This window comes from Brevundimonas sp. (genome assembly GCF_036732845.1).
Classification (GTDB): domain Bacteria; phylum Pseudomonadota; class Alphaproteobacteria; order Caulobacterales; family Caulobacteraceae; genus Brevundimonas.
On record NZ_DAINBO010000035.1, the window covers coordinates 1 to 18,772 of the forward strand.

An 18,772-nucleotide genomic window follows, 5' to 3' on the forward strand; every position below is an offset into this window, starting at 1 on the left:
TTTCGGCCAGGACCATGGCGATGGTCTGGATGTCCTCGACCTCGTCCTCGTCATAACGACGCTCGGCGCGGTTCTGCACGACCAGCACGCCGATGGCCCGGCCGCCGCGCAGCAGGGGCGCGCCCAGGAAGGCGTGATAGGGGTCTTCGCCCGTCTCGGGACGGTAGGAGAAGCTGGGATGGGTCGGGGCGTCCGACAGGCTGATCGGCTGGGCCAGCCGCGCCACCTCGCCCACCAGGCCCTCGCCGGGGCGCAGCCGGGTGTTGTGCACGGCCTCGGGGTTCAGGCCCTGAGTGGCGAACAGCTCAAGCTCGCCCGAGGCGCGCCGCAGATAGATGGAGCAGACCTCGGCCACCATCGACTGGGCGATGGTGCGCACGACCATGTCGAGACGTTCCTGAGCCGGTCCCGCGCCGGCCATGGCCTCGCGGATCTGGCGCAGGAGGTTTCGCGGCCCCCTCGTCGTCAATCCGCCCAGCGGCACTGGTCCCTCCGTTCCTGCGACGCCAACATGGGCGTCGAAGCTCTGCCAATCTAGACCGTATCCAGCCCGTAAGCCGAATGTAGGGCGCGAACCGCCAGTTCCGCATAGGCGGCGTCGATCAGCACGCTGATCTTGATCTCACTGGTCGAGATGGCCTGGAATTTGATGCCCTTGTCGGCCAGAGCGCGGAACATGGTCTGGGCCACGCCCGCGTGGCTGCGCATGCCGACGCCGACGACCGAGACCTTGGCCACATCCTCATCCAGGCGCAGCTCCTCGAAACCGAGCTGGGCTTGCGCCGCGCGCATCAGGTCGGCGGCGCGCGCCGCGTCGCGACGGCCCGTGGTGAAGGTCAGGTTGACCGCGCCTTCGGTGCGGGCCTGGCTCTGCACGATCATGTCGACATTGACGCTGGCCTCGGCCAGGCGGGTGAAGACATCCGCCGGAGCGTCCGTGCGGTCGCCCAGGCCCAACAGGGTGATGCGGGCCTCGTCTCGGCTCATGGTCACGCCGGACACGATGCGTTGTTCCACGATCTCCTCCTCGTCGCAGATCAGGGTGCCGGCGACCGTCGGCAGGTTTCCATTCTCGTCGGGTTCGATGAAGCTGGACAGGACCCGCAGGGGCACCTTCTTGGCCATGGCCAGTTCGACCGAGCGCGTCTGCAGGACCTTGGCCCCCAGGGACGCCATCTCCAGCATCTCTTCGTAGGACACCCGCTCCAGCCGCCGCGCGCGGCTCTCGATGCGCGGGTCGGTCGTATAGACGCCGTCCACGTCGGTGTAGATGTCGCAGCGACAGTTCATGGCCGCCGCCACCGCCACGGCCGAAGTGTCCGATCCGCCGCGGCCCAGGGTGGTGATCCGGCCGTCGCGGGTGACGCCCTGGAAGCCCGGCACCACCGCCACCTCGCCGGTGTCGACGGCCGCGCCGATGACCTGGCCCGGCACGTCCTCGATGCGGGCGCGGCCGTGGGCGTCGTCGGTCAGGATCGGGATCTGCCAACCCATCCAGCTTCGCGCGTTCAGCCCCATATTGCGCAGCGTCAGGGCCAAGAGACCCGCCGTGACCTGCTCGCCCGAGGCGACCACCACGTCATATTCGTCGTCCGACAGGGCCACGTCCCCGCCCGGCTTGCCCGCCCCGTCGGTCCAGGCGACCAGTTCATTGGTCTTGCCGGCCATGGCCGAGACGACCACGGCGACCCGCTTTCCGACCCGAACCTCGGCGGCGACGATGCGGGCGGCGCGACGGATGCGCTCCAGGTCAGCCATGGAGGTGCCGCCGAACTTCATCACCAATCGAGAGGTGTCGGGCCGCATCATCGTGGCAGATCGTTCCTTGCGCTTCAGCGGCTTCTAGCCAGTCCGACCGATTTTCACAATCCGAGTTGACAAACTATCAAAATACAAACTATCAACAATGTACCACAGGAATGGATGTCATGGACCCTTATCGTATCGCGGCCGGTCAAAGCACCATTTCGGACAAGATCCGGGCGCTGAACGCGGCCGGCGTGGCGCGGGCGGACATCGCGCGTATCGTCGAGCGGAAATATCAGCACGTGCGCAATGTTCTCGAGGCGGATCGGATCAAGAAGCAACGACGATCGGGCGCGGCCGCGCCGACGGCTTCGGACAAGCCCAAGGCTGCGACCGGATCGATCTTTCGGCTGGAAGTCGCGCGGGACGGCACATTGGTCATTCCGTCGGACGTCGTGCGCCGATTGGGGGCCGAGTCGGGCGGCGTCATCGTCGGTCAACTGGATGGCGACCGGCTTCAGATGATGAGCGCACGCACATCGCTGCGGCGCGCGCAGAAGCTGGTGGCCCGGCTGGTCGGGCCGGGTGAAAGCATGGCCGCCGAATTGATCCGGGATCGGCGCAAAGAGGCCAAACATGGCTGAAGCCGTTCTGGACGCCTCGGCGGTTCTCGCGCTCCTCCAGGACGAGCCGGGCGCGGATCGGGTCGAGACCGTGATCGAGGATGCGTTGATCTCGGTGGTCAACGTCAGCGAGGTCTTGGCCAAGCTGATCGACAAGGGGGCCTCGACCGCCGAGGCGACGCTGATCGCGGCGAGCCTGCCCTGCCAAACCGTCGATATGGACCTCGACCTGGCGCTGAGATGCGGACAGTTGCGCGGCCCGACGCGGGACCAGGGGCTTTCATTGGGTGATCGCGCCTGCCTGGCCCTGGCGGCGCGCGAACAGTTGCCGGTGCTTACCGTCGACCGGGCCTGGGCGGCGATCGATGCGGGAGTGGTGGTCAATGTCATCCGCTGAAGGCCCGTCGATCGACCCGGCCGACGTGGCCCGCTTCTCGGCCCAGGCGGCCGAATGGTGGGACGCGCGCGGCCCGTTCGCGCCGCTGCACCGGTTCAATCCGGCGCGGCTGGACTTCATCCGCCGTCGGGCGCTGGAGCGGTTCGGCCGCGATCCGAAGGCGATCCGGCCGTTCGAGGGCCTGACCCTGATCGACGTCGGCTGCGGCGGCGGCCTGGTGGCCGAGCCGATGCGGCGCATGGGGTTCGACGTCACCGCCCTGGACGCCTCGGCCGAGAACATCGGCACGGCCCGCGCCCACGCCGAACAGGTCGGGCTGGACATCGCCTATCGCAACGCCACGGTCGAGCAGTTGGCCGCCGAGGGCGCCGGGCCGTTCGACGTGGTGCTGACGCTGGAGGTGGTCGAGCACGTGGTCGATCCGGGCGAATTCCTGCGCACGGCGGCGGGGCTGGTGAAGCCCGGCGGGCTGATGATCATCGCCACCCTGAACCGCACGCTGAAGTCGCTGGCCCTGGGCAAGGTGGCGGCCGAATACATTCTGCGCTGGGTCCCGGCGGGCACCCACGACTGGAGTCAGTTCCTGAAGCCCGAAGAGGTCGCGGGGATGCTGGACGGAACCGGTCTGAGCGTCGAAGGCCCGTTCGGCCTGGCCTATGACGTGCTGAACGACCGCTGGAGCGAGGGCGACGCCGACATCAACTTCATGATGGTCGGCCTGCGCGACTAGATCGGGCGCACCATGTAGCGGGCGTCGGCGCCATAGGCGGCGGCCAGCTTGTCCGCCATGGCCGGGTCGTCGACGGGCTGAAAGCCCAGCCGCCCCCAGAAGGGCGCCGCGTCATTGACCGCCACCAGCGACAGGGACGGCCACCCGTCGGCCGCCGCCCGTTCGGCCAGACGCTCGACGATCGGACGGGCGTGACCGCCGCCCCGCGCATCTGGGTGCAGGGCCAAGTCGTGCAGATACATCGTCGCGGCGTCGGCGGGGACGGCGCCGATCAGGGTGTTCAGGGCCGGCGCCGAGGCGTCCGTCCACGGATAGGCGATCAGATAGCCGCGCACCCCGTCGATCCCGTCCAGGACGAAACAGCCGGACGGATTCAGGTCCAGCCGCTCGGCGAAACAGGCGCGGTCTTCGGGATGGTCGGGAAAGGCGAGGCGGGCCACGGCGACGACCCCGTCCAGGTCGCCTTGCGCCATCGGCCGCCAGGTCAGGCGGCCGGGCATCGGGCGTTCAGCTCGCGCCGGTCGAAGCGCCATTCCATGCTCTGCTCCCGGCCGTCGATGGAGCCTTCGATGCGGGCGGTCATGATGTCGGCGCCCTGACGGCGATAGATGATCCGTTGCGGGAAGTCGTTCTCCAGGTTCTGGAAGACGACGTGGTCGCCGTCGCCCGCGATGACCTTGAACACCGTCGGCGCCTGACCGCGCGGCTGGGCGTGATAGGCGGCCACGCCGTCGGCCGGGGCGACCCGCAGCATTTCGAAATCGGTGCGTCCGCGCGGGGTCAGGGTGACGCTGTGGCCGACCATTTGGCCGCCGCGCGGATCGGTCCAGGTCTCGGCCACTTCGCCCTGGGGACCGCAGGACAGCCAATAGCCCGACATCCAGCCCAGATCGTCCACGCTGGGAGAGGCGGCGGTTTGCAGCAGGGCGGCGATCAAGGCGGTGGCGAACATGGCGGGCGTCTCCCTCGGTTTCGTCCTGTCTAGACCGCCGCGCCGTCCGTCGTCTTGTACGATTCCGTCGCCAGGGCGCGGGCCAGCTCGACCTGTTCGCGCGCCCATTCCGTGGCGGTGCAGCCCAGAAAACGGCGGAAGTCGCGGGCCATCTGGGGATGGTCGAAATAGCCCGCCGTCAGCCCGGCCTCCAGCCAGCCGGCCGCATCGCCGCCCAGCACATGATCGAACACGCTGCGGAAACGGAACACCGATCTCAAGGCGCGCGGAGAAACCCCCGCCCGGTCCAGGAACCGGCGTTGCAGGGCGCGTTGTTCGGCCGGGTCGCGCGCGGGCGTCGGCCGGTCGGCCCGGATCGCCGCGATCTCGGCCCGCACATCGGGTTCGATGCGCCAATCGCCCAGGCGGCGCTGGGCCTCCAGCCAGTCGGCGACAGCCGCCGCCTGGCCTTCGGGCTCTCCGGCCGGGACGCTCAGCCCCGCAAGCCTGTCGGTCACATCCAGTCGCCGATCGGTGGCCGAGACCAGCGGCGCGCCCAGCCAGTCGCGCGCGCCGTCCGGCTCGAACCGCACAGCGACCAACTCCACCGGCCCGACCGGTCGGATGGCCAGGGGCCGCGTCATCTGACCGGCGAAGATGCGCGGCGGCTGAAGCCGAAAGACGCCGTCGTCGTGCAATTCCTCGTAGGGATCGCCGACATCGACGACCAGTTCGGGACACCCGTCCGGGGCGATGCGCTGGACCGTGCGGCTGGGATGCGGCGCGGCATAGGTCCAGATGACCCGCACCCAGGGCTTCAGGGCCTCGGGCGGCGCGAACTCCTGATATCGCTCCTGATTCCCCATGACGCGGTCAGTTCAGCTTGGCGGGGTCCGGCGGCGCGGCCGGAAGCGGGGCGCAGGGCACGCCGTCGTCCTTCAGCTTCTTGACCTCGGCGGGCGTGGCCTCACCGTAGATTTCGCGCTTTTCGGAGCGGCCCTCATGGATGTCGCGCGCCTCGCGGGCGAAGGCGTCGCCGACGTAATCGAAATTCTGCTCGACGTGGGCGCGGACCTCGCGCGCGGCCTGCATCATCAGGGTCTGCATCTTGGCCATATCCGGCGCGGCCGCCTTCCTCACGCCCGAGACGGCGGGGGCCATGATCTGTTTGCGCACCTGGACCGAGCCGCAGACCGGGCATTCGACCAGGCCGCGCTCGACCTGGGCGTCATAGTCGGCGGACGAGGCGAACCAGGTCTCGAAGCCATGGTCGTGGTCACAGGTCAGGGCGTAACGGATCATCGGACGGGCGGGGCGAAGTCGCGGTCGTGGGTCAGGGCGGGAACGGCCCGGCGCGCGGTGTCGACGGCGTCCAGATCGAGCGTGGCGAACAGCACGCCGGGGTCGTCGTTGTCCAGCTTTCCGATCACCTCGCCCCACGGGCCGACGACGGTCGAACGGCCCCAGGTGCGGCGCCCGTCCTCGTGCAGCCCGCCTTGCGCCGGAGCCAGAATGAAGGCGCCGGTCTCTATGGCCCGGGCGCGCAACAGGGTCTCCCAATGCGCCTCTCCGGTCGGCACGGTGAAGGCGGCGGGCACGGCGATCATCGCGGCGCCCGCCTTGGCCAATTGCCGGAACAGGTGCGGAAACCGCACGTCGTAACAGACGGTCAGGCCCAGCCGTCCCCACGGCGTCTCGGCCACGGCCGCCGCGTCGCCGGGCCGGATGTTGGCGCTCTCGCGATAGACCTCGCCGTTGGGCAGATCGACGTCGAAGACATGCAGCTTGTCATAGCGGGCGACGACGGCGCCCGTGTCGTCGATCAGCAGGCTGCGGTTGGCGGCGCGGTCGTCGCCCACATGGCCCGATTTCACGATGGCCGAGCCGATCAGCAGCCAGATCTTCAGCTCGGCCGCCAGGGCGCGCAGGCCCTGGACGCACGGATCATCGACCTCATCGCGGATGGCGTCGCCGCGTCGATCACGACGCTGCTCCAGCAGATTGGTCCCCTCAGGCGTCAGGACCAGGCGCGCGCCGCCCTCGGCCGCCCGGCGGATCAGGGGCGCGACATGGGCCAGACCCGCCTCGGCCGTCGCGGGCGTGCGCGTCTGGATCAAGGCGATGTCCAGCGTCCGACCCATTCAGGCGGCCAGAAGCGCGTCCAGCTTCCCCTCGCGGTCCAGAGCGTGCAGGTCGTCCGAGCCGCCGATGTGGTCGCCGTTGATGAAGATCTGCGGGAAGGTGGCGCGGCCGTTGGCGCGCTGGACCATCTCGGCCTTCTTCTCGGGATCGTTGGCGGCGACGATCTCGGTGTATTTCGCGCCCTTCTTCATCAGCAGCGACAGGGCGGCGTAGCAGTAAGGGCAGCCGGGCTTGGTGTAGATGACGACGTCGGCCAAATCAGATCTCCATAACAAAACGCGAGCCGGTCATCCCCGTGCGGGCGGGGACGCGCGATGAGCGTTAGAGGCTTACATAGTCAGTTCGCGCGCGGTTCGCACCCGCGCCACCACCGCCAGATCCACCGCCCGCGCGCCGGCGGCCAGCAGGGCCTTGGCGCAGGTCTCGCCGGTGGCGCCGGTGGTCAGGACGTCGTCGATCAGAAGGATGCGCCGGCCTCGGATGCGACGCGCGCCCGCCTCGGTGACGGCGAAGGCGGATTTCACGTTCTCGCGCCGCCCGCGCGCCGACTTTCCGCCCTGGCTGGCGGTCGGTTTCGCCCGCACCAGGGCGTCGGGCAGATAGTCACGCCCCACTGAGCGGGCCAGAGGCCGGGCGATCTCTGCCGCCTGGTTGAAGCGGCGCGAAAGCAGCCGCGAACGATGCAGGGGCACGGGCGCCACCGCATCGGTCTCGGCGATCAGATCGGCGGCGGCGCGGCTGATCCAGCGGGCGAACAGGGGGCCGAACTGCTGCTGATCGCCGTGCTTGAAACGCAGGATCAGGTCTCGGCTGTTCTCGTCATAGACACAGGCGGCCCGCGCCCGGCCGAAGGCGTAGGGCCGGGCCGTGCAGGCGGCGCAGCGGTCGGCGGCGAAGGTGCCGCCGTCCGCCTCGAACGCCGCGCCGCAACCGTCGCAGACCGGCGCCTCCAGAAACACCACCCGGCTCCAGGCGCCGGGCGTCAGCCCCGCCGAGGCCGTCGCCTCGGGGCTGTCATGGGCCATGGGCGGCAGGATCAGATCGGCGACGCCCCGGCCCAGGCGTCGCAGCCGCAAACTCGCGCCTTTCAATGCCTCGCCCCAGCCGCCATCTTGCATGTGATGCAATCTCCCCCGCCCCGCCTGTTCGATCCGGTTCGTCGCGCGTCGCGTCTGGCGCGGGCCGAGCGGCGTTTCCAACAGGCCGACTTCCTGCACCGGCGCGCCGCCGCCGAGGCGGTGAACAGCCTGGAGGCGATACTGCGCGGCTTTCCGACCGCCGTCGACCTGTCGCCGCATCCAGGCGTCTTCGCCGCGGCCCTGGCCGACAGCGGCGTGGGCGATCGTGTCGGGCCGGTGCGCGCCGTCGCGGCGACGCCGGGCGAAACGGCCCTGCCGATCACGGACGGGTCGGCCGATCTGATCGTCTCGATCCTGGGCCTGCACTGGATCGACGACCTGCCCGGCGCCCTGGCCCAGATCAAACGGGCGCTGAAGCCGGACGGCCTGTTCCTGGGCGCCCTGTTCGGCGCCGGGACGCTGAAGGAGTTGCGCGGCGTCCTGACCGAGGCCGAGCTTCAGGTGCGCGGCGGGGCGCAGGCGCGCGTATCGCCCTTCGCCGACGGTTACGACGCGGCCGCCCTGATGCAGCGGGCCGGTTTCGCCCTGCCGGTGACCGACGTCGACCGGGTGACGGTGCGCTATCGCGACCTGTTCGCCCTGGTCCGCGACCTGCGCGCCATGGGCGAGACCAATGCGCTGACGGGCGTGATCCGCCCCCTGACCCGCGACATCGCCGCCCGCGCCGCCGCCCTCTACGCCGAACGCCACGCCGAAGCCGACGGCCGCATCCCCGCGACCTTCGAGATCGTGCAGATGGCCGGATGGGCGCCGCATGAAAGCCAGCAGAAGCCCCTGCCGCGCGGTTCGGCCAAGATGCGGCTGGCGGAGGCTCTGGGGGTCAAGGAACAGGGGCGGGACTAGCCCCCATTATTTCTTGGCCCGCGATCGTCGGCCCTTCGGGATCTCGCGACCCGACACGGGCTAGCCGCCCATCGCGCCCCTGAGCGTATTCATGGCCTTGTTGAAGATGCCCGACGACGTCCCGCCGAAGGCCGTCACGGCCGACAGGATGACCAGGAACATCAAGGCCAGGATGATGCCGTATTCGATGGCCGTGGCCCCGGCCTCGTCACGCAGGAAGCGGGCGATGAAACGTCTCATCCGGCCCTCCCTTCTGGACGCCGCAGCTCAGAGCAGGTCGCGCAGCCAGGCGACCAGCGGTTCGTCGGCGGGGGGCATGGGATAGTCCGAAAGCTGGTTCGGTCTGACCCATTTCAGGGCCGCGTGCTCCTTGCGGACCACCTGCCCCGACCATCGCCGGCACAGATACAATGGCATGAGAAGGTGAAACGTTTCGTAAGCGTGACTGGCGAAGACGAAGGGCGCCAGGCAGGCCTCGGTGACGTCGATGCCCAGTTCTTCCTTCAACTCGCGGACCAGCGCCTGTTCGGGCCGCTCGCCGGGATCGACCTTGCCGCCCGGAAACTCCCACAGCCCGGCCAACTGCTTGCCCTCGGGCCGCTGGGCGATCAGCACGCGCCCGTCGGCGTCGATCAGGGCCACGGCGACGACGAGGACGGTCTTCAGGGTCATGGTTTGCGATCCGCAAATAAGGCCTTGAGATCGCGGCCCTGGTAGCTGACGCCAAGGATGTGAACAGCTCGCTCCGTCACGACAAATTTGACGGCGGCGCGTCGCCTGATGGTCAGGACACGGACCCGATCATTGTCTGGATCGAGCTGCTGACCGATGAACGGGAACCAGCACAGGCCTTCGCAGGCGCGCTTGATCTCCAGCAGGAAGCGCTCGGCGGCCAATGGCCGATCCTCAGCGATGAAATCGAAGAGATCATCGAGGTCCCGGGCCGCCGCCTTACGATAGACGAGATCAAGCGGCGCGCGAGACGGCACGTTTCATTCGCTGCTCGAGGCGAGACCAGACCGCGTCATGGCTGATGCTGTCGTCGGGATCGTCCAGCACGGCCTGGACCTCGGTTCGCAATTGAGCGAGCGCCTCGGGCGATAGTTTACCTTCGGCCAGGTCCTCGAACTGCTGGTCGGACAGGAAGGCGTCGACGCTATTCTCAGCGGGCTGGGTCATGCTGCCATCCTACCCCAATCAGCTCCGATAGTCGCCGTTGATCTCGACGTAGCGTTTGGTCAGGTCGCAGGTCCAGACGGTGGCCGAGGCGCGGCCGGAGCCGACATCGACGGTGATGTCGATCTCGGGCCGTTTCATATAGGCGCTCATCTTGGCCTCGTCGTAGTGGGGCGACGGGGCGCCGTCGATGGCGGCGACATGGGGACCAAAGCGGATCGCCAGGCGGTCGCGGTCGACCGGTTCCTCGGTCTTGCCCACGGCCATCACGACCCGGCCCCAGTTGGCGTCCTCGCCCGCCAGGGCCGTCTTGACCAGAGGGCTGTCGGCGATCGACTTGGCCAGTTTTCGCGCCGATGCGGGGCTGGCGGCGCCGTCGACGGTGACCTTGACGAATTTGGTCGCCCCCTCGCCGTCGCGGACCAGTTGGTGCGCCAGGTCCAGCATCACCTTGTCCAGGGCGGCCGAGAAGTCCTTCAGCCGCCGGTCGCCGACCCGGCCGATGCGCGGCGCGCCCGAGGCCCCCGTGGCGAACAGCAGGCAGGTGTCATTGGTCGAGGTGTCGCCGTCCACCGTCACCGAGTTGAAGGTCGTGCGCACGTGCACGCCCAGAAGCGCGCGCAGCACCGGCGGGGCGATGGCGGCGTCGGTGACGATGAAGGCCAACATGGTGGCCATGTCCGGGGCGATCATGCCCGAACCCTTGGCGATTCCGGCGATGCGCACCTTGACCCCGTCGATGCGGCATTCCGCATAGGCGCCCTTGGGGAAGGTGTCAGTGGTCATAATGGCCTGACCGGCGGCGGCCCAACGGTCGGCGTCCAGCCCCGCCTCGACGTCGGCCAGCCGGGCGGCGATCTTGCGGTCATCCAGCACCACGCCGATGACCCCGGTCGAGGCCAGCATGACGTCGCGCTGGCGACAGCCGAAACGTTTGGCGACCTCGGACGCGGTGCGCCGGGCCGCGTCGGCCCCGGCCTTGCCGGTGAAGGCGTTGGCGCAGCCGGCGTTGACCACCAGCGCCCGCACGTCCGATCCGCCGCCCTCGGCGTCCAGATGCCGCTTGCACCAGTCCACGGGGGCCGAGCCGACCTTGTGGCGGGTGAAGACGCCCGCGCAGGTCGTGCCCTTGGCGAAACGGAACACGACCAGGTCCGGCCGCTCATGCTTGTAGAAACCGGCCCGCGCGGCCGCCATCTCGACCCCGCCGACGGGCGCAATCTTCGGGAACGGCACAGCCAGGGGCGAGACCTGAAGGCCAGGCTTGCCCGGTGCGGCGGCAGGCGTCGCGTCCGTGGCCCGGCGGGTCAGCGGCTTCAAGGCGGAAGCCAGAGGGTCCAGGGCCTTCTCCAGGGCGGCCTTGGCGGCGTCGGTCGGCTTCTTGCTCAAGACTTGGGTGATCCCTTGGCGGCGGGGGCGGGCGTGGCGGCGGGCGGCGCGGGGGCGGGGGCGACGGTTCGGGGGGCGGAGGCCGGTTCGGCCGCCTCGCCGCCCGCGGGACCGGGCAGCAGCATATCCACCGAGGCCTTGCCGCGAAGCTGCTCCAGAAGCTGGCGCACGCCTTCATAGGTCAGGTAGCGCACGATCTGGGGCCGGGCCTGCTCCAGGGTCGGCGGGCTTTCGCGGCGGCGGTCCTCGACCCGCAGCACGGCCCAGCCGCCCTCGGTCTGGAACGGGCCGACGGTCGAACCGGCCGGCCGGTCGCGCAGGGCCACGGCATAGGCCTGGGGCATGACGTCGGGCGTCGAATAGCCCAGGTCGCCGCCGGAATATTTGGTGGCCTCGTCGATCGACCGTTCCATGGCCACGGCCTCGAACTGGGCGCCCTGGCCCAGCATGCCCATGACGGCGTCGGCCTCGGGCTTGGTCCGCGACAGGATCAGGCGCACCCGGATCTCCTCCGAGATCCGGGCCAGGCGCAGTTGCTCTTGATACAGGGTCTGGACCGCCTGGTCGGTGATGGCGCCGTTGACCACCGTCTCGACCAGCATGTCGCCCAGGATGCGTTCGCGCGTAGCCTGCAGGCGGCGTTGGGCCAGGGGCGAATTGTCCAGGCCGCGTCGTTCGGCCTCATGAGCCAGCAGTTTCTGGTCGATGACCTCGTCCAGCACGCGGCGGAACAGGCCCGAGGTGACGTCAAGCGGTTCTCCCTCGCCGACCAGGCCTTGGGCCACCGCCTCGCGCCGGACGTCCGAGGCCCAGATGGTCTGGTCCTGCACCTTGGCCACGGCGCGGTCGCCGGGTTCGGGCGCGCGCCCCTCGCCGCCCCCGCCGCCGCACGCGGCCAGGGCCACGCACAGGGTCGCGGCGATAATCAGGTTCAGGCGCGGATTTCGCATCGGCGGGGCGCTCCGTCGGGACGGTTCCGAGGCCCTCGGCGCCGGACCTTCGCCCCGCGTCGCAAAGCCCCTTGCGTTGACAGGGGTAAGGCCGGTGCTTAAGTCCCGCCTGCGCCCAAGTCGAGGGGTTTTCGATCGTACGCGCGGCCCTTCGCATGCGCCATTCGCCGGCGCGGCGGCCGCCTTTCGATCCAGACCCTTCCGCGGCGCCGCAACGGTCCTTGACGGACCACAGTCCAGAGCTTTCACCCGCTCGATCGCCTTACCGGATCGCCCATGCTCGGCTTCGCCAAGAAACTGTTCGGCTCCTCCAACGACCGCAAGGTCAAGGGCTTCATGGCCCAGGTGCAGAAGATCAACGCCCTGGAGGCCCAGTTCGAGGCCTTGTCCGACGACGAACTGCGGATGATGACCTTCGCCTTCAAGGATCGGCTGGCGGCGGGCGAGACGCTCGATTCCATGCTGAACCAGGTCTTCGCCGTGGCCCGCGAGGCGTCCAAGCGGGTGCTGGGCCAGCGTCAGTACGACGTCCAGTTGGCGGGCGGCATGATCCTGCACGAGGGCGGCATCGCCGAGATGCGCACCGGCGAGGGCAAGACCCTGGTCGCCGTGGCCCCGGTGTATCTGAACGCCTTGGCCGGCCAGGGCGTGCACGTCATCACCGTCAACGACTATCTGGCCAAGCGCGACGCCGAATGGATGGGCCGCGTCTATCGCTTCCTGGGCCTGGAGACGGGCGTCATCGTCAACGGCCTGTCGCAGGGCCAGCGCCAGCAGGCCTACAACGCCGACATCACCTACGGCACCAACAACGAATTCGGCTTCGACTATCTGCGCGACAACCTGGTCTATGACCGGCGCGAGATGGTCCAGCGCGGCCACCACTTCGCCATCGTCGACGAGGTCGACTCCATCCTGATCGACGAGGCCCGCACGCCCCTGATCATCTCGGGTCCGACCGAGGACCGATCCGAGCTGTACAAGATCCTGGACGCCATGGTGAAGGAGCTGATCAAGGATCCCGACACCTTCGAGCTGGACGAGAAGCAGCGTCAGTCCCTGCTGACCGAACTGGGTTCGGAGCGGATGGAGGAGATGCTGGAGGCCGGCGGCCATTTCGCCCCCGACACCACCGACCTGTACGACGCCGCCAACGTCAGCCTGGTGCACCACACCAACCAGGCCCTGCGCGCCAACACCCTGTACACGCGCGACAAGGACTACATCATCCGCGCCGGCGAGATCATGCTGATCGACGAGTTCACCGGCCGCATGATGCAGGGCCGACGCCTGTCGGAAGGCCTGCACCAGGCCATCGAGGCCAAGGAAGACGTCAAGATCCAGCCCGAGAACCAGACCCTGGCCTCGGTCACCATCCAGAACTATTTCCGCCTGTACGGCAAGCTGTCGGGCATGACCGGCACGGCCGCCACCGAGGCCCAGGAATTCCACGACATCTACACGATGGACGTGCTGGAGGTGCCGACCCATCGCCCGATCCAGCGCATCGACTTCGACGACGAGGTCTATCGCACCGAGGCCGAGAAGAACCTGGCCCTGTGCGCCCAGATCGCCGACTGCCACGTGCGCGGCCAGCCCATCCTGGTCGGCACCGTCTCGATCGAGAAGTCCGAGACCCTGTCGGAACTTCTGGGCCGCTATGAATACAAGGTCGCCAAGACACGCACGCTGAAGCCCGAATACGCGGGCCGCGACAAGGAGGCCCAGAAGGTCGGCGACGACGCCTACGACATCGAGTGGGCCACCGGAAAAGGCATTCCGCACAACGTCCTGAACGCGCGCCAGCACGAGCAGGAGGCCTTCATCGTCGCCGACGCCGGCCTGCCGGGCGCGGTGACCATCGCCACCAACATGGCCGGTCGCGGCACCGACATCCAACTGGGCGGCAACCTGGAGATGCGCCTGCAACGCTGGCGCACCGACCAGCGCAACATGGCCGTCGAGATCACGCCCGAGGCCGAGGCCGCCATGGAGGCCCAGTACAAGGCCGAGATCGAGGTCCAGAAGGCCGTCTCCCTGGCCGCCGGCGGCCTGTTCGTCCTGGGCACCGAGCGCCACGAGAGCCGCCGCATCGACAACCAGCTTCGCGGCCGCACCGGCCGTCAGGGCGACCCCGGCACCTCGAAATTCTATCTGTCGTGCGAAGACGACCTGCTGCGCATCTTCGCCGGCGACCGTCTGGACTCGATCATGCGCAGCTTCGGCGTGGCCGAGGGCGAGGCCATCACCCACCCCTGGCTGAACAAGGCCATCGAGACGGCGCAAAAGCGGGTCGAACAGCGCAACTACGACATGCGCAAGAACCTGCTGAAGTACGACGACGTCGTGAACGACCAACGCAAGGCCGTGTTCGAGCAGCGCCAGGAATTCATGGACGCCGAGGACCTGTCGGGCCTGGTCGGCGAGTTCCGCAACGACGTGATCTCGGATCTGGTCGAACGCTACATGCCGCCCAAGGCCTATGCCGAGCAGTGGGACATCGACGGCCTGCATGAGAAGGTCGTGTCGACCCTGGGTCTGGACCTGCCGCTGCACGACTGGGCCGCCGAAGAAGGCGTGTCCAACGAGGAAGTCGAGGAACGCCTGGTCGCCGCCGCCGACGCCCGCGCCGCCGAGCGTCTGGAACAGATCGGCGCCGAACAGACCCGCGGTCTGGAAAAGCAGTTCCTGCTGCAGATGATCGACATGCAGTGGCGCGAGCACCTGACGCATCTGGACCACTTGCGCGGCGTCATCGGCCTGCGCGGCTACGGCCAGCGCGATCCGCTGAACGAATACAAGACCGAGGCCTTCAACCTGTTTGAAAGCCTGCTGTACGACCTGCGCCACAACGTCACGCGCTGGCTGATGACGGTCGAGTTCCGCTTCCAGCCGCCGCCCGAACTGCCTGAGTTCCAGGAGATCCACCTGAACCCCGGCACCGGCGAGAACGAGATGGCCGACCCGATGGCGCAACTGCCGGAAGGCCGTCTGGAAGGCGACGACCGCGCGCGTCTGCCGGTCGGCGCCCTGCCGGTCGACTGGGAACGCACCCCGCGCAACTCGCTGTGCCCCTGCAACTCGGGCCGCAAGTTCAAACACTGCCACGGCGCGCTGATTTAATTAGTCCGAAACGGACTAATCTTCGCCGCATTCGCCGACGACCGTGCCGCCCTTCTTAATGGAGGGGCGGCATGTTTGTCTGGGTGAGGATCCTGCTCGCGGTGCTGGTTCTGGGCCTAGGCTCGACGGCCAGGGCCGACGACCTCGCTTCGCGCATGGACGCCTATATGCGGGCGCGCGTGGAGCTGGGGCATTTCACCGGCGCGGTCGCCGTGATGAAGAACAGCGAGCTGTTGTTTCAGGGCGCCTATGGGCCTTCCGACCTGGCCGGCGGAGCCAATACGCCAGCCACCCTGTTTCAGGCCGCCTCCATCACCAAGCCGATGACGGCCCTGGCCGTGTTCAGGCTGCGCGACGCCGGGAAACTGGCGCTCGACGACAGGCTGTGCCGCTTCATCGCGCCGTGTCCCGAGACGTGGCGCGCGATCACGCTCGAACAGCTTCTCGCTCATACGGCGGGCGTGCCGGACTATGAGGCGGCGCTGGAAATGGGTTCGCCGACGTGGACGGCGATGATGCGGCGGCCGGACAGCGCCCAGGCCGTCATCGACTGGGCGCGCGAGCGACCGCTCGATTTCGCGCCGGGCAAAGGCTTCGCCTATTCCAACACCGGCTATGTCTTGCTGGCGCATGTGATCGCGCGCGCCTCGGGTCAGCGCTACGAGACCTATGTGCGCGAAGCCGTGTTCGACCCCTTCGGGCTGACGGCCGCACGACTGGGCGGCGAAGGTCCGGCGCCGGGCCTGGCGACCGGTCTGATCGGGACCGACGAGCCTTCCAGCGAGGTGCTGGCCGCCGGGCGCACGCCGGGACCGGAGTGGATGCGGGCGGTTCCCGCCGCCGTGCCGGGCGCGGGTCATGGCGATGCGGCCCTGCTGACGACCGCTGCCGATCTGGCGCGGTTCGGCGACCGCTATCTCGCCGCGCTTTCGCCGGACGACGCCGAACGGATCCGGCGCGATCCGACGGGCGCGGGCTATGGATTGGGCTGGATGCTGACGCCGAACGGCGGCCTGGCGCACAACGGCGTGCTGCCCGGCTTCGTCAGCCGGTTGTCCCTCGACCCCGCGACCGGCCTGACCATCGCCGTGCTGAGCAATTTTGGCGGCGCGCGGTTCGACGTCGTCGCCCGCGATCTGGCCCTGATCGCGGGGAGCCGTCCCTATGAGGTCCCACGGCCGCACCTGATCGCGCCCATGGACCCGGCCTGGGCCGAGGGGCTGATCGGAGATTGGAGAATGGGCGCGCTGGACGTGACGGTCACGCTTCAGGACGGTCGGTTGTTCCTAGCCGCGCCGGGCCGGTTCCGAGCCGGTCTGCTGCCCGAGGGCCGCGATGTCTTCTACCTGCCCTTCTTCGAGGGCGTGATGCGGGTCGAGCGTGACGGGGCGAGCGCCGTGACGGGCTGGACCCTGACTTTCCGGGGCGAGAGCCATCCCGCGCGGCGGCCCTGACTGGGCCGACACTGACTGGCGCAGTTCCAGCCCCCATGCCAAACCGGGGCATGGATACGAAGTCCCTGTTCTCGCGCGCCCTGGCCTTGGCGCCCGGTCGGCTGCATTTCGCGGCGCACAGCCACCACCTGTGGCCCGACGCCGCCTTCGACGCCCAGACGCGGGCCTGGGAAGACGCCAACCGCCACGCCGACCGCAAATGGGATCTGATCTTCGGCGAGATCATTCCCGAGGCTCAGAGCCATGTCGCCGCCGAACTGGGCCTGCCCGATCCGGCCAGCGTGGTGTTTTCGCCCAATACCCACGACTTCTTGCTGCGGCTGGTCTCGGGCGTGGCGCGCAAGCCCGTGCGCATCCTGTCGACCGACGGCGAATTCCACTCCTTCCGCCGCCAGGCCCAGCGTTGGGAAGAGGCGGGCGAGGCCGTGGTGACGCGAGTTCCCCTGCATCCGTTCGAGACCTTCGACGCCCGCTTCGTCGCGGCGGCCCGGGCGGGCGAGTTCGATCTGATCCTGGTCAGCCAGGTCTTCTTTCGCACCGGCCAGACGTTCGGGGCGGTCGAGGCGCTGGCGGAACTGGCCGACCCGGCCGGGCCGTGGGTGGTCATCGACGGCTATCACGGCTTCATGGCCGCGCCGACCGACCTGTCCAGGGTCGCCGACCGGGTCTTCTATCTGGCGGGCGGATACAAATACGCCATGTCGGGCGAGGGCTGCTGCTTCCTGCACGCGCCGCCCGGATATTGTCCGCGCCCGGTCGCGACCGGCTGGTTCGCCGAGTTCGGCGATCTGGAGGGACCGCCCGGCGGGGTCGGCTATCGCGCCGACGGCGGCCGCTTCTGGGGTGCGACGTTCGATGTGACGCCGCTGTACCGGTTCAACGCCGTGCGGCGGATGCTGGCCGAGACCGGACTGACGACGGCGGACATGGCCCGCCATGCGCGCGGTCTGATGACGACGTTCCAGGCGGCCGTTTCGGACGGGCGCGCGGGGCGACTGGGTCAGGCCGAGCTGATCAATCCGATCGCCGACGCGGACGGGCCGAGAGCGCGGTTCCTAGCCTTGCGCCACGCCGAGGCGGGCGTCTGGCAAAAGGCGCTGACGGCGGCGAATGTCGTCACCGACGTGCGCGACGACGTCATTCGCTTCGGCTTCGGCCCGTACCAGGACCCGGCGGACGTGGCGCGGCTGATCGCGGCCTGCGCCGAAACCCTGAGTTAGAAAAAGGTCGTGTCGTCCTGTTTCTTCGCCTCGGGCGGAGCGCGGGTGACGGGGGGGCGGGCCGGGCGCTGGGCGTCGTCGGACGCCGTCGGCGCGTCGGCGCCGTCCGTCGTGGCGGTCCCGTTCGCGGGCGGGATCGGCGGCAGGGTCGGATAGGGCAGGCCCTCCGGGCTGCCGTCGCCGGGCGCGACGAAGGGCGGCGCGGCATTGGGATCGGCCACCGTCGTGTCGACGCTATCGGGCGCGCCCAGATCGTCACGGATGAAGGCCCAGGAGCGTTTGTCGGAACAGGCGCAGGCCTTCAGGAAACCCTGACGGTCACGCCAGAGAATAAGCGGATACTGGGTCGACACCCCGGCGTCGCGCAGCAGCGACCCCAGGCGATCCGAAAACTGGCGGCTGGCCTCGACCACGGCCGAGCGGGCCAGGTTGCCGTCGGCGACAGGCAGGCCCGCGGCGGTCCATTGGCGGCTGGGGGTGGCGGTCCAGCGTTGATACAGGGTCCAGTCGCGGCTGAGCCACAGTTCGGCGACCGTGGCGCGTTCGGCCGCGGTGGACTGGGCCAGGCCCTCGCGGTCGGGCCGCGCGAACATGACGACGCGGGTCTCGACCCCCGCCGCGCGCAGCTTGGGTCCTTCCTGCTGTTCATAGCCTTGCGTCGCGGCGCTGTCGCGATAGCCGACGACGTACAGCGGCTGTCCGCCGCCGCCGCCCGAGACCCACGAGGCCTCATCCAGCAGCCGCTGAATCTCGGCCTGATGGCGGGTGATCGTCACCGGCTGGAAGCGGGCGTAGGAATTCCAGTAGGCCCAATAGCCGCCGCCCGCCAGGACCAGGCCGATCAGGGCCGCCAGGGCCGACCAGATGAAAAACCGACGCATCGGAACGCGCACTCCAGCTTCACCGTTC

23 protein-coding genes are annotated in these 18,772 nt (G+C 69.0%); 7 read left to right on the forward strand and 16 right to left on the reverse strand.

Features of this window, described 5'->3' with window-relative positions; translation table 11 throughout:
- Nucleotides 1-421 (reverse strand): GAF domain-containing protein (locus V7D63_RS10810; RefSeq protein WP_333592287.1); only part of this gene is annotated, 421 nt, incomplete at its 3' end.
- A gap of 113 nt (nucleotides 422-534) precedes the next feature.
- A complete protein-coding gene (locus tag V7D63_RS10815; RefSeq protein ID WP_333592288.1) occupies nucleotides 535-1,809 on the reverse strand; it encodes an aspartate kinase in 1,275 nt (424 codons plus the stop codon).
- A gap of 110 nt (nucleotides 1,810-1,919) precedes the next feature.
- On the opposite strand from V7D63_RS10815, the gene V7D63_RS10820 reads away from it, so the two are divergent.
- Genes V7D63_RS10820 through ubiG form a run of 3 tightly spaced genes read left to right on the forward strand, consistent with a single transcriptional unit; the run spans nucleotide 1,920 to nucleotide 3,496 of the window.
- Nucleotides 1,920-2,390 carry a hypothetical protein gene (locus V7D63_RS10820; protein ID WP_333592289.1) on the forward strand — a complete coding sequence of 157 codons (471 nt, stop codon included), beginning with the start codon at nucleotides 1,920-1,922 and terminating at the stop codon, nucleotides 2,388-2,390.
- Complete coding sequence (locus V7D63_RS10825) at nucleotides 2,383-2,766, forward strand: type II toxin-antitoxin system VapC family toxin (RefSeq protein ID WP_333592290.1); 384 nt, start codon at nucleotides 2,383-2,385, stop codon at nucleotides 2,764-2,766. The genes V7D63_RS10820 and V7D63_RS10825 overlap by 8 nt, the downstream gene beginning before the upstream one ends.
- Nucleotides 2,753-3,496 carry a bifunctional 2-polyprenyl-6-hydroxyphenol methylase/3-demethylubiquinol 3-O-methyltransferase UbiG gene (ubiG, locus tag V7D63_RS10830; RefSeq protein ID WP_333592291.1) on the forward strand — a complete coding sequence of 248 codons (744 nt, stop codon included), beginning with the start codon at nucleotides 2,753-2,755 and terminating at the stop codon, nucleotides 3,494-3,496. The genes V7D63_RS10825 and ubiG overlap by 14 nt, the downstream gene beginning before the upstream one ends.
- On the opposite strand, the gene V7D63_RS10835 is transcribed toward ubiG, so the two are convergent.
- The 7 genes from V7D63_RS10835 to V7D63_RS10865 all read right to left on the reverse strand — a co-directional run bounded on the left by V7D63_RS10835 (nucleotide 3,493) and on the right by V7D63_RS10865 (nucleotide 7,687).
- Complete coding sequence (locus V7D63_RS10835; protein WP_333592292.1) at nucleotides 3,493-3,996, reverse strand: GNAT family N-acetyltransferase; 504 nt, start codon at nucleotides 3,994-3,996, stop codon at nucleotides 3,493-3,495. The two genes, ubiG and V7D63_RS10835, sit on opposite strands and share 4 nt — an antisense overlap.
- Nucleotides 3,981-4,448: a DUF6265 family protein gene (locus V7D63_RS10840; protein ID WP_333592293.1), complete on the reverse strand. Its 468-nt coding sequence runs from the start codon at nucleotides 4,446-4,448 to the stop codon at nucleotides 3,981-3,983. Before V7D63_RS10840 ends, V7D63_RS10835 begins: the two co-directional genes overlap by 16 nt.
- 29 nt (nucleotides 4,449-4,477) lie before the next feature.
- Nucleotides 4,478-5,293, reverse strand: a complete 816-nt coding sequence (locus V7D63_RS10845; protein ID WP_333592294.1) for an AraC family transcriptional regulator — start codon at nucleotides 5,291-5,293, stop codon at nucleotides 4,478-4,480.
- 7 nt (nucleotides 5,294-5,300) lie between these two features.
- Nucleotides 5,301-5,729, reverse strand: coding sequence for a DUF1178 family protein (locus tag V7D63_RS10850; protein ID WP_333592295.1), 429 nt, complete (start codon nucleotides 5,727-5,729; stop codon nucleotides 5,301-5,303).
- The gene (locus tag V7D63_RS10855) at nucleotides 5,726-6,568 is read right to left on the reverse strand and encodes a carbon-nitrogen hydrolase family protein (RefSeq protein ID WP_333592296.1); all 843 of its coding nucleotides are present in this window, start codon (nucleotides 6,566-6,568) and stop codon (nucleotides 5,726-5,728) included. The genes V7D63_RS10850 and V7D63_RS10855 overlap by 4 nt, the downstream gene beginning before the upstream one ends.
- Nucleotides 6,569-6,826, reverse strand: a complete 258-nt coding sequence (gene grxC / locus V7D63_RS10860) for a glutaredoxin 3 (protein ID WP_333592297.1) — start codon at nucleotides 6,824-6,826, stop codon at nucleotides 6,569-6,571.
- Nucleotides 6,827-6,898: 72 nt separating this feature from the next.
- A complete protein-coding gene (locus V7D63_RS10865) occupies nucleotides 6,899-7,687 on the reverse strand; it encodes a ComF family protein (RefSeq protein ID WP_333592298.1) in 789 nt (262 codons plus the stop codon).
- Between the two features lie 3 nt (nucleotides 7,688-7,690).
- On the opposite strand from V7D63_RS10865, the gene V7D63_RS10870 reads away from it, so the two are divergent.
- Complete coding sequence (locus V7D63_RS10870; protein WP_333592299.1) at nucleotides 7,691-8,551, forward strand: methyltransferase domain-containing protein; 861 nt, start codon at nucleotides 7,691-7,693, stop codon at nucleotides 8,549-8,551.
- Between the two features lie 60 nt (nucleotides 8,552-8,611).
- Here V7D63_RS10870 and V7D63_RS10875 read toward each other — a convergent pair whose 3' ends face one another.
- The 6 genes from V7D63_RS10875 to V7D63_RS10900 are packed head-to-tail and all read right to left on the reverse strand — an operon-like array spanning nucleotide 8,612 to nucleotide 12,066.
- A complete protein-coding gene (locus tag V7D63_RS10875) occupies nucleotides 8,612-8,791 on the reverse strand; it encodes a Flp family type IVb pilin (protein ID WP_333592300.1) in 180 nt (59 codons plus the stop codon).
- 27 nt (nucleotides 8,792-8,818) lie between these two features.
- Nucleotides 8,819-9,223: an 8-oxo-dGTP diphosphatase MutT gene (mutT, locus tag V7D63_RS10880; RefSeq protein WP_333592301.1), complete on the reverse strand. Its 405-nt coding sequence runs from the start codon at nucleotides 9,221-9,223 to the stop codon at nucleotides 8,819-8,821.
- On the reverse strand, nucleotides 9,220-9,540 hold the full coding sequence (locus V7D63_RS10885) for a type II toxin-antitoxin system RelE/ParE family toxin (protein ID WP_333592302.1): 321 nt from the start codon (nucleotides 9,538-9,540) through the stop codon (nucleotides 9,220-9,222). The genes mutT and V7D63_RS10885 overlap by 4 nt, the downstream gene beginning before the upstream one ends.
- The gene (locus tag V7D63_RS10890; protein WP_333592303.1) at nucleotides 9,518-9,730 is read right to left on the reverse strand and encodes a hypothetical protein; all 213 of its coding nucleotides are present in this window, start codon (nucleotides 9,728-9,730) and stop codon (nucleotides 9,518-9,520) included. Before V7D63_RS10890 ends, V7D63_RS10885 begins: the two co-directional genes overlap by 23 nt.
- A gap of 18 nt (nucleotides 9,731-9,748) precedes the next feature.
- Entirely contained in the window at nucleotides 9,749-11,116 is a 1,368-nt protein-coding gene (argJ, locus tag V7D63_RS10895; RefSeq protein ID WP_333592304.1) for a bifunctional glutamate N-acetyltransferase/amino-acid acetyltransferase ArgJ, read from the reverse strand.
- A complete protein-coding gene (locus tag V7D63_RS10900; RefSeq protein WP_333592305.1) occupies nucleotides 11,113-12,066 on the reverse strand; it encodes a foldase protein PrsA in 954 nt (317 codons plus the stop codon). The genes argJ and V7D63_RS10900 overlap by 4 nt, the downstream gene beginning before the upstream one ends.
- 276 nt (nucleotides 12,067-12,342) lie before the next feature.
- Here V7D63_RS10900 and secA point away from each other — a divergent pair, with 276 nt between their 5' ends.
- The 3 genes from secA (at nucleotide 12,343) to V7D63_RS10915 (ending at nucleotide 17,863) form a co-directional block, all read left to right on the forward strand.
- Nucleotides 12,343-15,189 (forward strand): preprotein translocase subunit SecA, encoded by a 2,847-nt coding sequence (gene secA, locus V7D63_RS10905; protein ID WP_333592306.1) that lies wholly within the window; start codon nucleotides 12,343-12,345, stop codon nucleotides 15,187-15,189.
- Nucleotides 15,190-15,260: 71 nt separating this feature from the next.
- Nucleotides 15,261-16,643, forward strand: coding sequence for a serine hydrolase domain-containing protein (locus V7D63_RS10910; protein WP_333592307.1), 1,383 nt, complete (start codon nucleotides 15,261-15,263; stop codon nucleotides 16,641-16,643).
- A gap of 50 nt (nucleotides 16,644-16,693) precedes the next feature.
- Nucleotides 16,694-17,863: an aminotransferase class V-fold PLP-dependent enzyme gene (locus V7D63_RS10915; RefSeq protein WP_333592308.1), complete on the forward strand. Its 1,170-nt coding sequence runs from the start codon at nucleotides 16,694-16,696 to the stop codon at nucleotides 17,861-17,863.
- Here the strand turns inward: V7D63_RS10915 and V7D63_RS10920 are convergent.
- A partial coding sequence (locus V7D63_RS10920) for a hypothetical protein (protein ID WP_333592309.1) occupies nucleotides 17,860-18,772 on the reverse strand: 913 nt, incomplete at its 5' end. The two genes, V7D63_RS10915 and V7D63_RS10920, sit on opposite strands and share 4 nt — an antisense overlap.

Bases quoted from the DNA above. Each gene is read 5' to 3' on its own strand.
- V7D63_RS10815 (WP_333592288.1), bottom strand. From the start codon at position 1,809: ATGATGCGGCCCGACACCTCTCGATTGGTGATGAAGTTCGGCGGCACC.
- V7D63_RS10820 (WP_333592289.1), top strand. From the start codon at position 1,920: ATGGATGTCATGGACCCTTATCGTATCGCGGCCGGTCAAAGCACCATT.
- V7D63_RS10825 (WP_333592290.1), top strand. From the start codon at position 2,383: ATGGCTGAAGCCGTTCTGGACGCCTCGGCGGTTCTCGCGCTCCTCCAG.
- ubiG (WP_333592291.1), top strand. From the start codon at position 2,753: ATGTCATCCGCTGAAGGCCCGTCGATCGACCCGGCCGACGTGGCCCGC.
- V7D63_RS10835 (WP_333592292.1), bottom strand. From the start codon at position 3,996: ATGCCCGGCCGCCTGACCTGGCGGCCGATGGCGCAAGGCGACCTGGAC.
- V7D63_RS10840 (WP_333592293.1), bottom strand. From the start codon at position 4,448: ATGTTCGCCACCGCCTTGATCGCCGCCCTGCTGCAAACCGCCGCCTCT.
- V7D63_RS10845 (WP_333592294.1), bottom strand. From the start codon at position 5,293: ATGGGGAATCAGGAGCGATATCAGGAGTTCGCGCCGCCCGAGGCCCTG.
- V7D63_RS10850 (WP_333592295.1), bottom strand. From the start codon at position 5,729: ATGATCCGTTACGCCCTGACCTGTGACCACGACCATGGCTTCGAGACC.
- V7D63_RS10855 (WP_333592296.1), bottom strand. From the start codon at position 6,568: ATGGGTCGGACGCTGGACATCGCCTTGATCCAGACGCGCACGCCCGCG.
- V7D63_RS10865 (WP_333592298.1), bottom strand. From the start codon at position 7,687: ATGCAAGATGGCGGCTGGGGCGAGGCATTGAAAGGCGCGAGTTTGCGG.
- V7D63_RS10870 (WP_333592299.1), top strand. From the start codon at position 7,691: ATGCAATCTCCCCCGCCCCGCCTGTTCGATCCGGTTCGTCGCGCGTCG.
- V7D63_RS10875 (WP_333592300.1), bottom strand. From the start codon at position 8,791: ATGAGACGTTTCATCGCCCGCTTCCTGCGTGACGAGGCCGGGGCCACG.
- mutT (WP_333592301.1), bottom strand. From the start codon at position 9,223: ATGACCCTGAAGACCGTCCTCGTCGTCGCCGTGGCCCTGATCGACGCC.
- V7D63_RS10890 (WP_333592303.1), bottom strand. From the start codon at position 9,730: ATGACCCAGCCCGCTGAGAATAGCGTCGACGCCTTCCTGTCCGACCAG.
- V7D63_RS10900 (WP_333592305.1), bottom strand. From the start codon at position 12,066: ATGCGAAATCCGCGCCTGAACCTGATTATCGCCGCGACCCTGTGCGTG.
- secA (WP_333592306.1), top strand. From the start codon at position 12,343: ATGCTCGGCTTCGCCAAGAAACTGTTCGGCTCCTCCAACGACCGCAAG.
- V7D63_RS10910 (WP_333592307.1), top strand. From the start codon at position 15,261: ATGTTTGTCTGGGTGAGGATCCTGCTCGCGGTGCTGGTTCTGGGCCTA.
- V7D63_RS10915 (WP_333592308.1), top strand. From the start codon at position 16,694: ATGGATACGAAGTCCCTGTTCTCGCGCGCCCTGGCCTTGGCGCCCGGT.